This is a genomic window from Alteromonas oceanisediminis (genome assembly GCF_018474025.1).
Classification (GTDB): Bacteria; Pseudomonadota; Gammaproteobacteria; order Enterobacterales; family Alteromonadaceae; genus Alteromonas_E; species Alteromonas_E oceanisediminis.
The window spans coordinates 287,961-300,836 of record NZ_JAHCTA010000002.1; the positions used below are offsets into that span (position 1 = coordinate 287,961).

10 protein-coding genes and 1 pseudogene are annotated in these 12,876 nt (G+C 47.6%); 6 read left to right on the forward strand and 5 right to left on the reverse strand.

All coding sequences use genetic code 11. The features are described from left to right. The first annotated feature begins 14 nt into the window (after positions 1 to 14). Positions 15 to 926 (forward strand): DUF350 domain-containing protein, encoded by a 912-nt coding sequence (locus tag KIU71_RS04450; protein WP_214129975.1) that lies wholly within the window; start codon positions 15 to 17, stop codon positions 924 to 926. Positions 927 to 936: 10 nt separating this feature from the next. Here the strand turns inward: KIU71_RS04450 and KIU71_RS04455 are convergent, their stop codons facing one another. Continuing rightward, complete coding sequence (locus tag KIU71_RS04455) at positions 937 to 1,269, reverse strand: GIY-YIG nuclease family protein (protein ID WP_214129976.1); 333 nt, start codon at positions 1,267 to 1,269, stop codon at positions 937 to 939. A 132-nt stretch (positions 1,270 to 1,401) separates the two neighbouring features. On the opposite strand from KIU71_RS04455, the gene hldE reads away from it, so the two are divergent. Both hldE and KIU71_RS04465 read left to right on the forward strand, forming a co-directional pair. After that, complete coding sequence (hldE, locus tag KIU71_RS04460) at positions 1,402 to 2,826, forward strand: bifunctional D-glycero-beta-D-manno-heptose-7-phosphate kinase/D-glycero-beta-D-manno-heptose 1-phosphate adenylyltransferase HldE (RefSeq protein ID WP_214129977.1); 1,425 nt, start codon at positions 1,402 to 1,404, stop codon at positions 2,824 to 2,826. A gap of 189 nt (positions 2,827 to 3,015) precedes the next feature. Further along, positions 3,016 to 4,056, forward strand: coding sequence for an XrtA/PEP-CTERM system-associated ATPase (locus tag KIU71_RS04465; RefSeq protein WP_214129978.1), 1,041 nt, complete (start codon positions 3,016 to 3,018; stop codon positions 4,054 to 4,056). Here the strand turns inward: KIU71_RS04465 and KIU71_RS04470 are convergent. The 4 genes from KIU71_RS04470 to KIU71_RS04485 are packed head-to-tail and all read right to left on the reverse strand — an operon-like array spanning position 4,053 to position 8,892. Beyond that, positions 4,053 to 5,687, reverse strand: a complete 1,635-nt coding sequence (locus KIU71_RS04470; protein ID WP_214129979.1) for a TIGR03016 family PEP-CTERM system-associated outer membrane protein — start codon at positions 5,685 to 5,687, stop codon at positions 4,053 to 4,055. The genes KIU71_RS04465 and KIU71_RS04470 overlap by 4 nt on opposite strands. 5 nt (positions 5,688 to 5,692) lie before the next feature. Then, positions 5,693 to 6,622 carry an XrtA-associated tyrosine autokinase gene (locus KIU71_RS04475; RefSeq protein ID WP_214129980.1) on the reverse strand — a complete coding sequence of 310 codons (930 nt, stop codon included), beginning with the start codon at positions 6,620 to 6,622 and terminating at the stop codon, positions 5,693 to 5,695. Further along, positions 6,622 to 8,220 (reverse strand): XrtA system polysaccharide chain length determinant, encoded by a 1,599-nt coding sequence (locus KIU71_RS04480; RefSeq protein ID WP_214129981.1) that lies wholly within the window; start codon positions 8,218 to 8,220, stop codon positions 6,622 to 6,624. Before KIU71_RS04480 ends, KIU71_RS04475 begins: the two co-directional genes overlap by 1 nt. A 45-nt stretch (positions 8,221 to 8,265) precedes the next feature. Further along, the gene (locus KIU71_RS04485; RefSeq protein ID WP_214129982.1) at positions 8,266 to 8,892 is read right to left on the reverse strand and encodes an XrtA/PEP-CTERM system exopolysaccharide export protein; all 627 of its coding nucleotides are present in this window, start codon (positions 8,890 to 8,892) and stop codon (positions 8,266 to 8,268) included. 151 nt (positions 8,893 to 9,043) lie between these two features. Between KIU71_RS04485 and KIU71_RS04490 the strand changes: the two are divergent. The 3 genes and pseudogenes from KIU71_RS04490 (at position 9,044) to KIU71_RS04500 (ending at position 12,812) form a co-directional block, all read left to right on the forward strand. Next, positions 9,044 to 10,456 (forward strand): annotated as a pseudogene (locus tag KIU71_RS04490) (TIGR03013 family XrtA/PEP-CTERM system glycosyltransferase). 3 nt (positions 10,457 to 10,459) lie between these two features. Continuing rightward, positions 10,460 to 11,674, forward strand: coding sequence for a TIGR04063 family PEP-CTERM/XrtA system glycosyltransferase (locus KIU71_RS04495; protein ID WP_214129983.1), 1,215 nt, complete (start codon positions 10,460 to 10,462; stop codon positions 11,672 to 11,674). Next, complete coding sequence (locus KIU71_RS04500) at positions 11,664 to 12,812, forward strand: glycosyltransferase (RefSeq protein WP_214129984.1); 1,149 nt, start codon at positions 11,664 to 11,666, stop codon at positions 12,810 to 12,812. The genes KIU71_RS04495 and KIU71_RS04500 overlap by 11 nt, the downstream gene beginning before the upstream one ends. The last annotated feature ends 64 nt before the right edge of the window (positions 12,813 to 12,876 follow it).

Sequence of the window (12,876 nt, forward strand, 5' to 3'; positions counted from 1 at the left end):
AAGGAACTTCCCGCATGGACACTCTTGTTCAGCTCAATGCGCTGCACCCCCAATTATGGATTTATCTGTCGATAGATATTGGTATTGCGCTGTGCCTGCTTTTTGGTGTGCGTTGGCTAGCGGGGCGTTACTCAAATATTAGTGTGTCGAAAGAGTTGAGCGTACGCGACAATTTTGCCTTTGGGATCAGCGTAGCAGGCCGAATGCTGTCACTGTGTATTGTGATGGGCTCGGTGGTGGGGCGGCATGTGGGCGAAGGCTATCAAACCGCGGCATTGGGTATGCTGTTGTTTGGTCTGGTCAGTATTATATTGGTCAAGCTCGGTCGCGTCGCGCACGACAAGTTGGTCCTTAACCGGCTCGACAAAGAGCAAATGATCGACGATAAAAACATCAGTGTGGCGATAGTGGATGCAGCCAGCGCCATCGCTGCCGCCATTATGCTGCGTAGTATGCTGCTGTGGGTCGAAGGTACCGACATGAATGCGTTAGTCGCCATCACCAGTGGCTTCAGTGTTGTACTCTTGGTACTCCTGATCATGACCCGAATTTACGAAGCCCGTTTTGCTTCACACAACCAGAACGATTCATTCCAGAAGACCTTGTGTAAGGGGCAAGTCGCCTTGGCCATTGCGCATTCAGGTAACCTGATTGGAACCGCACTGATGGTGTCGGCTGCCGCATCATTATTGCGTTACAACCCGGAAACCTATGTCAGCAACATCACCGGTTGGTTGTTTTCAAGCATTGCGCTGGCTGGCGTGCTATTGCTGTTAGTGGCTATCGCCAAAAGACTGGTCTTAGCAGGCTGTGATTGGAAGCAGGAAGTTGATCAACAAGTGAACGTGGGTGTGGCATCTATTCAGTGGGTACTCAGTGTCGGGATTGCAATGATTGTACTGGGTGTATTAACCCACGCGTCGTAAACGGTTGATGTTACAGTGGTAAATCGGGTAACGGCTGTGTACCTGCAATAACGGCCAGCTTCTTTTCGCGTCGCAGTGCTTTAATCCACCGCTCACAGCGTAATGCCTGAGAGTGATCACCAACGCACTGCTCAAATTTAAGTCGCAATGGGCCTTTCCCACGCAATGCTTTAGCGCCTTTGGTGGGGTGGTGCGCGTGCTCGGTGACGCGACGGTTAACGTCGGTAGTAATGCCGGTATACAGCTGGCCGAAGCGATTCTCAATAATGTACACCGACCAAACCGACGGTTGACTGTTGTCAGTGGCTGCTTTTTCTGGCGTGGCTGATATACTTCGTGGCATAACTCTCGATATCTTATTTGTGCTGGGCGCTGCCATTGTGCGATAGCGAGCCGATCAATACATGCAAGTGTATCGATTATGACGCGCCGCGCTGATAAAAACCAGATGCTGCAAAGGACATTCTACGCGCTTATGAACTTACCTGACTTTAGCCAAACCCGCTTATTAATCGTAGGCGATCTGATGCTTGACCGCTACTGGAAGGGCAGCACTGCGCGGATCTCACCTGAAGCGCCTGTACCCGTGGTGAAAGTTGGCGAAACAGAAGATCGCCCCGGCGGTGCAGCCAATGTGGCCATCAATGCTGCCACGTTGGGCGCTCAAGTCACTTTGATGGGATTAGTGGGTGAAGATGAGGCTGCGGCAACATTACAACAGCGATTAGAAGCCATGAGCGTTGATTGCTGCTTCAGCGCAGTTGCTGGTTTCGACACAATTACCAAACTGCGAATTGTGAGTCGCAATCAACAATTATTGCGTCTGGATTTCGAAAAAGATTTCAGCAGCGTAGACAAGCAAACATTGTATGCGCAGTTCTCTGCCGCGCTCGCACAAACGGATGTTGTGGTTCTGTCGGACTACGCCAAGGGCTGCCTGAGCGACCCTCAGGCCTTCATTCAATTGGCGCGTGAACGCAACATTCCCGTGGTAGTAGACCCGAAAGGCACTGATTTTGACCGCTACCGTGGTGCCACGTTACTGACGCCCAATATGAGTGAGTTTGAGGCCGTGACCCGTACCTTTGTGGATGAGCCAACACTGACAGCAAGCGCCGCGCAGGTGAGCCAACAGTTGTCGCTGGATGCGCTCCTCATCACACGCTCTGAAAAAGGTATGTCGTTATTTACACAAAACGCTAGCCATACATTGCATCTACCTGCCAAGGCCCGCGAAGTGTACGATGTGACCGGCGCTGGCGATACGGTCGTTTCTACCCTAGCGGCGTGTCTCGCTGCAGGAGAAACACTGCCCACCGCCTGTGTGCTAGCGAATATCGCCGCCAGCATTGTCGTCGGTAAACTGGGTACATCCACGGTCACGACCACTGAACTTGCGCTAGCGTTACGTGATGATCATCACCCGGATGGTGGTGTTATGTCACGCTCGCAATTAATCTCAGCAGTGCGAAATGCGCAAGTACGCGGTGAAAAAGTGGTTATGACAAACGGGTGTTTTGACATTTTACATGCAGGCCACGTCGCCTATCTGAATGAGGCCGCCAAACTTGGCCAGCGTCTGATTGTTGCTGTGAATACCGATGAATCTGTGCGGGCACTGAAAGGCGCTGGGCGACCCATCAATTCAATTGACCGACGCATGGCGGTACTAGCTGGGCTGGCTTCTGTCGACTGGGTAGTGCCCTTCGCCGAGGAGACGCCCAGAGACTTAATCGCCGCAGTGTTACCTGATGTTTTAGTGAAGGGCGGCGATTACAAAATCGAAGATATTGCGGGCGGCAAGGAAGTCATGGCGAATGGCGGTGAGGTTAAAGTACTGCTATTCGAAGAGGGCGTATCAACGACAGCCATTATCAGGCAAATCGTTGAGACGAACTAAGCCGTTGGCCTTCGACGCTTAAGGGGGCTCAGCACGCGTAACAAATGTGTATCGCCAGCCAATGTGGTTTATGCGCGATAAAGTGCGGATTGATTTCAATATGATTGAGCCTTAAGCATTGTCAGCGAAGGGCTAAGCGGCTAAAGTGGCTGTCCGAAATTGTTTGCGTTCTAACAGGGTGTGTTACGCATGTACGAAAGTCATTACGGCCTCAATTCCAAGCCTTTTCAGTTAACGCCTGATCCGGCCTTTTTCTTCGCCAGTAAATGGCACAAACGGGCCATGTCTTACCTGCAATATGGACTGTCGCAAGCTGAAGGGTTTATTGTCATCACCGGCGGCATCGGTACGGGTAAAACAACCATCGCCAACAGCCTCTTGGCGGATATCGAAGATGATATTGTCGCAGCCCAAATTGTGACGCCAAAACTGAACCCAGATGAATTGGTTAAAATGGTAGCGTCTAAATTTAATATTGACGTTGCGAATAAAACCAAAACAGATTTATTGGAAGCGTTGGAAGCCTTTCTGTATGGACTCAGTAAGCAGGGAAAGCGCGCTTTACTGTTGGTGGATGAAGCGCAAAACTTGCCGTTGGAAACCATTGAAGAGCTGCGTATGTTAAGCAACTTTCAACAGGCAGGTAAGCCACTGCTGCAAAGCTTTTTGTTAGGTCAGGAAGAATTGCAGCCAATACTGCGTGCGCCTAATATGGAACAATTTCGTCAACGTATTGTGGCATCTTGCCATCTGGCCCCGCTGTCGGTGGAAGAATGTCGCGAGTATATCGAGTACCGCATGCACAATGCGGGTTGGAACGGCACCTCGTTGTTTTCAGATGACGCGTTCAAACGTATTCATGACTTTACCACGGGCATTCCGCGTAAAATCAATACGTTGATGGATCGTATCCTGCTCTATGGGTTTCTCGAAGAGCTTGAGCAACTGGATGGCGATGCGGTGAACGCCGTTGTTAGTGAAGTCAAAGAAGAAATGTTCGAACCGGTGGTAACCGCACCGGAACAAAGTCGCTCGATTAAGCAACAAGTCAGTGGAGAATTGCCTGAGCACGATGGTGAGGTACGCGATGTTGAGTACTACAAAACCATGCTTAACGAGTTAGTGGACGCCTTGGACAGCGCTATCAGTCATAAGGTCAAATTGACCCAATATATTGATAAGCTGCTGAAAAAGAAATACAAGGCGTATGTGCGGTTGAAGGATGATTAGAATTGATAATCTAAAGCCAACGTTAAGCGTCTTTCCTGATATTGGTTTGATTCATTGTCTGAGTCTCTGTCGATATAACTGATTTCAGTTGATGTCGACAAATGACGCGACCACGAATGTCTTATGCCTAAATCAGCGCGAATAACATCGTTACGATCATCGCGGTCTACAAAGTCGGTACGGTTAAAATTGTTGTTTGAAAAAATAGAGGTCTTAACCCCAACTCGATAGTCGATGTTTACACTGGCAGTCAGGTTGTTCTGCTCCCGGTCGGTCTCCAAAAACTCCGTCACACCACCACCAATTGACGTGGAGACGGTTACTTTGCGGGTTTCGAAGCCAAAGTTAAGGGAGCCGGTTCTACGTAAAATCAGTTCTTCGCTGATTTCAGGGATATTCTGGAAAAATGCATTAAACTGTTCATCTGGTTGCAATTCGTACGCAAGGGTGTTCGGCAAGAAACAGTCGGACGCTTGGTTACTACCTACCGGGCATACAAACACACCCAGGTTTTCAAAATTGCTGACCAGACGCGTGAACGTAGTAAGCTCTTCATTGTAGGACGCTGACAGGCGCAAATGTCGGGTATTATAAACGAAGAGAAAGTCACCAGCTTCACCAAAGAAACGTCGACCGTAGCTAGCCTCTAAACGCGTGCGTTGGCTAAATGCCCAGATTACATCGAATGAAATAAAGCTTTCGTTATCTTGCTCGGCATCGTCGCTTTCAGTTTCGTTGTACTGTACTGAAATGCGCCGGTTGTCAGACGCGTACCACTCCAATCCCGCACCATACGAAGTAAATTCTCTACTACCGGCACTGTCATTAGTAATTGTATTAGAATATTGATTGCGCTCATCTTGAACATTGGTGATCAGTGAGACCTTGCTAAACAGGCCGACACTGAGTTCGCCGGCTACAGAGCGAGAGGTTATATCGCCGCGTGTACGGTTGCCTTCCGTTTTCTGCCATTGATTATTCACTGCCCAACGAACCCGTCTAAATTCCTCACCTTGACGCAAAGTGAAGAATGTCGCCAAATTGTTGTTATCCAGATTTCTTTCGCTATTAATATTGCGGTCACTTTCGACCTTTGCGCCCGATAGTTGCCAGTTAATGGCAACCCAGCGAGGATTGGGTGTCACAAATTGTAGCGAGGCTGAGTTGGTGCGTATTCGACTTAAACTGTCTGATCCCGAGATGAAATCATTGGCAAAAACCTGAGAGGGATCGGTGTTTCTAAAACGCAATTGTGAGTTATAGGAAAACTGTAAATAGTTGTCGATAATATTGACGTTGCTATCAAAGTTGTATTCTGTAAACGAACGCTCTGTGGAGCGGTCAGTGGCATCAATATCCTGATAAATATAAGAATGGTCAATATTCCACACTGCGCTGGCGATGGGGCCTTGATAACTCAACAAAATCGATGGGTTGATATTCAAGGCGGTCGTTTCACCGTTAATCCGTCTTGTGCCATCAGAACGCCCATCGGTCGCGACAATAGAGGTTCTGAGTCCAACTTCGCTCTCGATATTGGCACTCACACCTGTGTGCCACATCGTAGTCGCTATCAACGTTAATCCGACGCTGGCAAGAGAATATTTAGCGCTGCGTTTGCTTAAATACATAGCCATTATTCCGACGGATTACCGTAGTAGTATCCATAATAATAGTCGCTACTTGCTCCGCTGTTTCGAACCGACTTATTGATAACAAAGCCTTTCGCCATGTCAGGAGACAATAAATTGACCGCATCTTTAACAACTTGAAGTTTTGACTGGTTTTCTTCAACTACAATCACAGCTTGACCAGCTAAGTTCGCCAACACGGCGGTTTCGTTTATCCCCAACAGCGGTGGCGTATCAATAATCACCACACGGTCACTGTAGCGACTGGAAAACTCACCCACTGTTTTGAGCATTTTCTCGCTCGACAGTAGCTCTGTGGACAGGTGATGCGACTTTCCGGCCGGTATGATACGCAATTTATCAATATTAGTATGATAAATGACATCAGTGAGCGACGGGCACTCGCCAAGCAAATATTCCATCAAACCGTTACCACTATCCAAGCCCAGTTCACGGGCGATAGACGGTCGTAGCACGTCGGCATCGACTAACAGCACCGTTTTATCTTGCTCTAGGGCAATGCTGAGGGCGAGGTTAATCGCTGTATAGGTTTTTCCTTCATTCGGTCGTGCGCTGGACACCATGATAACATTGCTGTTGGTTAGCGTGCTCGATAACGGACCAAACGCGGTCTTTAGTAATTTACGCTTGATGGCGCGATACTCATCATTTTTGCGCGAACGTGTATTGATAAGCGACAGGAAGCCGTTTCTATCTAAGTGATCAACGTCAATATTGAAAAAATTAGACGACGTATTCCCATGGGTTTCATGCTGATGCTGCTCTTCGGGCTGGACCTGAACAGCAGGTGCATCGGCTGCGGTATCCGCATTGGCAATAGCGTCTTCGGCTACGGGAAAGCTTGCAGAGTCTTTATCGGCCTGTTGACGTTTCTTTTGTCTTTCGCGCGCTAGGGCTTTTTCGATGGTATTCATTACAATAACCTCTCAATGTACGCAACGACATCAATGTTAAGCAGCTCGATAGCCATCAGCGCAATGTACAGCGAAAAGATTGTTAAACACGATAGTGCAAAAATAAAGATCCTGAGCCGGTCGTCTTTCTTTATCGCGTCGATTTCGGTATGGGTCACATGCCCCAGAATCGGTATATCGGTAACGCGATTTAGGGTGTTGGCACTCAATACCACTGGGGAAAGCTGACTAATGAGTAGCGCCAGTCCAAAGCCAGAGCCAAAGCCAAATAATAGCGCAGCGGTATAAAACAACAAGCGCTTAGGTCCAGATGGCGAGGTGGGCAGGCGTGGTGGCACAATAACCCGGAATTTGATGTCATCGTTTGAAACATCGGCACTGCGCGAGATGGCAGCAGACTCGCGTCGGCTCAGCAATTGTTCGTACTTATCTTTGGTAATACCGTAGTCGCGATTTAAGGCTGTCAACTCTGCTTCAACCAAGGGCACCTGATCGATTTTGTCAGTCAGGTCACTGATAATGGCGTCTATGTCGGTTTTCCGCACCTGCAAAGACACAAGTTCACCTTCAAGTCGACTAAGCTCTAGGGCCAGTTGTTGAGCGAACGGGTTATCTGAACTGATGGCAGCAGGATCATTAGAGATTTTATCAATGTAGCTTTTTACTTCAGCATCACGCTGCTTCTCAAGTGTTTCAAGCAGATTGCGTGTTTTGATCACATCGGGATGCAAATCAGTGTAGCGGATCTGTAGTTCATCCAGCTTGGCACGCAGTGAATCAATACGCGAATCAAATTGGGTCTGTACAATCCGGCTGTTGTCCTGATTCAAACCATCGGTTAGGTTAGTCGCAGAATTTATCGCCTCTAAACGTTCTTTCAAAGCATTGATTTGTTGTTGAACTTCGGCAATTTGCAACTCAATTTGCTTACGCATCGCTCGTCGCTCGGACAGATTCGAATAAAACGTGCCCTGTACCGGTAACAGGTTAGAATAACGCCGTTTGAAATTGGCCAAACGTTGCTCGCCTTCGGTGAGGCGCTGCTCGTATTCAGCGATTTGATCATCCAAAAAACGGTTGGCTGTGTCGGTACCTTCACGGGTTTCGCCGAGAGTTCCCTCAATAAACAGATCCAATGTTTCCTGGACAACACGCTGTGCAATCACAGGGTTTTCATTTGAGTAAGTGATGGTATAAATGCGATCGCTACTGCGCCCGCCTTTGGATGAAACATTAATCCCAGACTCTAGTGAATCAAGCAGGTCTTCGTATTCTTTATCCGAGGTCACTGTCACATCAAGGTCGGTTTCGCGCGCCAGCTTTTCCAGATTGACTCGACTCAACAGCGTGCGCACGATGACCGCGACCTCAGCACCCGGATTAGATTGAACCGCTACACCTTGCAGTAAAGGACGCAACGCCGAACGTGTATCAACATACACGCTGGTTTCCGACTCGTACTCGTCAGGCATAAAGAACACGTAGCCCATCAGCGCAGGGCAAAATAACCAAGTACAGATTATGATGTAGCGTTTCTTGATCCAAACGCCTTCGATGTACTCTTTTATGGCTTCAAGAGTTTTTTGTAAATCATCCATATATTACTCAATCCTACTTCGTGGGACAGTCGCGGTGTCTAATGTCTAGAACCATGCCTCAGGAATAATGATAATGTCGCCAGGAAGTACGTCGACGTTGGCGGAAATGTCACCGCGTCGAACCAGATCGTCGATGTTGATATCGAATTCTTTCTGTTGATTGTCTACAACACGGATTAATTTTGCGCCATTGCCATCAGCAAACTCAGTTAAACCACCCACCTCGATAATGAGGTCAAGCAGTGTCATGCGTTCACGATAATTGATGGAGCGAGGATTGACGGCTTCGCCAATCACTCTCACTTGCTCACTAAACGGTCCGACAAAGCCGGTAACGCTCACAGTCACAATGGGGTCACGAATATATTTAGCGAGCTCTTCTTCGACTAATCTAGCGAGTTGAGTCGGTGTTTTGCCAGATACTTCGAGATCTTCAACCAAAGACGTGGTTATTTTACCATCTGGACGAACCAAAAATGACCCGGACACCTCGGGATTCCGCCATACAAAAATGCTCAGCGAATCACCCGGACCAATTAAATAATCATAATTGTCTACAGAGGTGGTTAACGATGCAACCGATGTTGCTGGTGGGAGTGTGTTTGAGCTGCAGCCACCAAATAACGAGATTGAAATTATCGCTACTGCAATAATCTGAAGTCTTCTAATCATCCTAAATTACCCCAAAGACAAAGAAAGCAAGCAAAAGTTGTTGTTTACCCAATACTCTGATTGCATATAATGCTACATTATTTTCGAAGTCTACCCGAAAAAATTGCATAATCCTATGCTATTTATGTGCAATTAACGTCAAGGAAACGAAGTGGCTCAGTCGAGGAATAAACAGAATAGTCGTTCAAACGCCTTAGTGCTTACTGAAACCATAATTATTGGGTATGTCAGTTACTTGGCCAGTTTCATCTCGGTTGAAGCGTTTGATTTAGCCAATCCATCGATCAATGTCCTCGCCATCAATATCGGGCTGTTGATTTTATTTGTGCAAACCTGCGCGCTTTCCGTCGGTCTTTATGAAACTAAATTGCGTGAAACGTTTCGCGGCATTATACGGCGCATCTTCGTCAGTGTCGGTTTAGCCTATTTTGTGATTGAAACGCTCACCAGTACGGCATTTCAGTCTCTTCAGCTGCATCCCTATTATCTGCCGACGGCAACAACACTGATTATCGTTTCATTAGTCCTGTTTCGTTACTTTACTAATCGGCTAGGGCTACTTGGTCTGGGTAAGTCCAGAATCATCATTCTAGGTGCTGGTGAAAGAGCCTCAATTATTGAACGGCGTATGCGCAGAGACGTCGACAGAACCGGTTTTGAACTCGTGGGGTTTGTACCCATCCCCGGTGATAATCGTGAATCAGGCATCGTGAAAGAAAAAATTATTCATGTGCGGGTCGATCAGAATTTTCGCCGCTTTGTACAGGAAAATGAAATTGACGAGATTGTGATTGCCTGTGATCAACGTCGTGGAACGCTGCCAATTGATGTTCTGTTCGAATGCCGCTTTAGAGGGGTTGAAGTCACGGACCTGCTCGACTTTATGGAGCGAGAAACCGGGTAAATCGTGGTTAATTTGATGTACCCAAGCTGGGTAATTTATTCCAATGGTTTTTCGTCGCAAAACTATTTGCGAGATGGCCTGGACTACATTCTTAATGCGACGTTAGCGTTTATGGTCTTGCTGTTCGTGTGGCCATTTATGTTGATTACCGCTTTGATCATCTATTTTGATGATGGGCGAAAAACCAAAACGTCGGTTTTCTATAAACAGGAGCGGGTGGGCCTGAATGGCGAGTTATTCGAAATTGTGAAGTTTCGTAGTATGCGCCCTGACGCAGAGAAAGATGGCGCGCAATGGGCGAGCAAGAATGATAATCGCGTTACCCGCTTTGGTAATTTTATTCGAAAATACCGCATTGATGAGTTACCTCAATTATTCAATATTTTCCGCGGTGAAATGGCGTTTATCGGACCAAGACCTGAGCGACCCGAATTCGTAGAAAAGTTAATACAGGAAGTGCCTTACTATAATCAGCGCCACAACGTAAAGCCTGGGCTTGCTGGGTGGGCGCAGCTTAATTACCCCTATGGCGCCAGCGTCGAAGACAGCTTGGAAAAACTTAAGTTTGATCTGTATTACGTAAAACATCAGAGTCTTCTTCTGGATGTGCTGATTCTCATCCGTACAACGGAAGTTGTATTATTTGGCAAGGGGCGATAGAGAATGTCAATTAAAGTATTGCATGTGCTGGAATATTCACCGCCCAACATCAGCGGTTATTCGCTGCGCTCCCAAGCTATTTTGACTCATCAGCGTAAACTGGGTATTGACACTGCGCAGATGACCAGCCAGCGTTTTCAGGATTTTGAAAAAGACGAAGAGCAGGTCGGTGAATTTCTATTTTACCGCACGCAACCGAGCACATCGTTACTGGGTAAAGTGCCGTTACTTGGCTACTTTGCTTATATTAATCATTTAGCTGAGCGTATAGAAACGGTATTTCTGAAAGAAAAGCCAGATATCATTCAGGCCCATTCACCGATGTTCAATGCGTTGGCCGCCCATAAAGTCGCCCGAAAATACAATGTACCCGTGACCTACGAGGTCCGTGCGCTATGGGAAGATGCGGCAGTCGATACGGGCAAAACCAAAGAAGGCAGCATTCGCTACCGATTAATCAAAGCAATTGAGCAGCATGCGTTCAATAGCGTGGATAAAGTCAGTTGTATTTGTGATGGCTTAAAACACGATATCCGTCAGCGCGGTATCCCCGAACAAAAGATGTTCGTCACCCCCAATGCGGTTGATATAGAAAAGTTTACCGTGAGTGAAACGCGTGACCCGGAGTTGGTACAAAAGTATCAATTGCAAGGCAAAAAAGTGATTGCCTTTATTGGTACATTCTTCAAATACGAGGGATTAGCCATTGCAGTGCAGGCCATGCAGGCGATTCACCAGCAGCGCCAGGACATTCATTTATTGCTCGTCGGTGGCGGTAACGAAGAAGCCCGATTAAAAGCGATGGTGACCGAATTGAAACTGCAGCAATGTGTCACCTTTATTGCACGAGTTCCGTTTGACGAAGTGCCTCGCTACTACAGTGTTGCTGACGCGTTGTTGTTTCCACGCGAGAGCATTCGATTAACTGAATTAGTCACACCGTTAAAGCCGCTGGAATCAATGGCGCAAGGCAAGCCGGTGTTTGCATCGGATATCGGCGGGCATCGCGAATTAATTGAAGATGGCGAAACGGGCTTGTTGTTCGCGCCAGATGACCCTAATGCCTTGGCTGAATCAGTGCTGAAACACATAGATAATGATGAATTGCTTGAACGTATTGTGTCGCAAGGCCTGACGTTCGTGCAAACGGTTCGAACGTGGGACAATACCGCTAAACAATACGACATGGCCTACCGAGAACTATTGAATGGCAACTGACCACACCCAGCCAATTGTGGCAGTGACCAATCTGTATCCGCTACCGTGGGAACCCACTCGTGCTGCTTTCAATCGCCAGCAATTTGAGGCTCTTGGGCAGTTTCGGCGGGTTAAGGTGGCGGTGTTGGTGCCCTGGCGCGTGTGGATAAAAAATCGTGATAGCGCCTCCAACACAAATAACATTCACTATGTTCCGTTTTTAAATTTACCCAGTGTTGGTCGTTACTTTACGCCCTTTTTTCAACGATTAGCGTTGGGTCGCATCAAGCAGTGGCTGCTGGCCGACAATCCTGCCGTATTTTATGCGTGTTGGCTATATCCCGATGCGGTAGGAGTGGCTCGTCTGGCTGAAAAATGGCGCATCCCCTGTATTGTAAAAGCTCACGGTACCGACGTGAACTTTCATACGCAGGACAAGCGTAAATTAACTCAAATGCAACGTATGCTTACCTCAGTAAAGCATGCGTTTTGCCCCAGCCACGCGCTAAGGCAAGTGTTAATTGATCGCGGGGTGAACGCCGATAAAATCAGCGTTAATTACAATGGTGTTGACAAGCAAATTTTTTACCCCAGCGATGTGCGCAGCGAAATCGCTGTTTCAGAAGATACTCCCACTAAATTATTGTTCGTCGGGAGTCTGATAAAAGCGAAAGGAATATTCGAGCTCATCGAGGCTTTTAGTCAGTTAGCAGCTCCCTGTCATTTGTCGATTGTCGGTGCTGGTGATGATGAACACGCCTTGCGCAAGTGTATTGAACAAACTGGTGTTTCGTCAAAGGTGACCCTGCTCGGCAGCCAACCGCTGGTGGAAGTGGCGCGATTAATGCGCGAAAGCGATGTGTTGGTGTTACCAAGCTACCGGGAAGGATTGCCCAATGTCGTGCTGGAAGCTTTGGCAAGTGGCACTCCTGTGGTTGCTACTCGGGTGGGTGGCATTCCAGAAGTTATTAATGAACGTTGCGGTGTACTGGTTGAACCTGAGTCAGCTCAGTCTCTTGCTGACGGCTTGGCCCATGCGATAGCGCAGAGATGGGATCGCGCCTACATTATTACCCATGCGACACAGTTTGATTGGTACCGCAATGCTCAAACGGTGATGAAATGCATAGAGTCAGTAGAAGGTCACTGTGAAAATTAAACGCGATTTACAATATAAACGAGAATTCCTAGCGCAGCAGGGTTTTGAAACAAGTTCAATACGC

What these genes read in the sequence shown, in the direction of transcription:
- KIU71_RS04450 (WP_214129975.1), top strand. Translation starts at nt 15, where the DNA reads ATGGACACTCTTGTTCAGCTCAATGCGCTGCACCCCCAATTATGGATT.
- KIU71_RS04455 (WP_214129976.1), bottom strand. Translation starts at nt 1,269, where the DNA reads ATGCCACGAAGTATATCAGCCACGCCAGAAAAAGCAGCCACTGACAAC.
- hldE (WP_214129977.1), top strand. Translation starts at nt 1,402, where the DNA reads ATGAACTTACCTGACTTTAGCCAAACCCGCTTATTAATCGTAGGCGAT.
- KIU71_RS04465 (WP_214129978.1), top strand. Translation starts at nt 3,016, where the DNA reads ATGTACGAAAGTCATTACGGCCTCAATTCCAAGCCTTTTCAGTTAACG.
- KIU71_RS04470 (WP_214129979.1), bottom strand. Translation starts at nt 5,687, where the DNA reads ATGTATTTAAGCAAACGCAGCGCTAAATATTCTCTTGCCAGCGTCGGA.
- KIU71_RS04475 (WP_214129980.1), bottom strand. Translation starts at nt 6,622, where the DNA reads ATGAATACCATCGAAAAAGCCCTAGCGCGCGAAAGACAAAAGAAACGT.
- KIU71_RS04480 (WP_214129981.1), bottom strand. Translation starts at nt 8,220, where the DNA reads ATGGATGATTTACAAAAAACTCTTGAAGCCATAAAAGAGTACATCGAA.
- KIU71_RS04485 (WP_214129982.1), bottom strand. Translation starts at nt 8,892, where the DNA reads ATGATTAGAAGACTTCAGATTATTGCAGTAGCGATAATTTCAATCTCG.
- KIU71_RS04495 (WP_214129983.1), top strand. Translation starts at nt 10,460, where the DNA reads ATGTCAATTAAAGTATTGCATGTGCTGGAATATTCACCGCCCAACATC.
- KIU71_RS04500 (WP_214129984.1), top strand. Translation starts at nt 11,664, where the DNA reads ATGGCAACTGACCACACCCAGCCAATTGTGGCAGTGACCAATCTGTAT.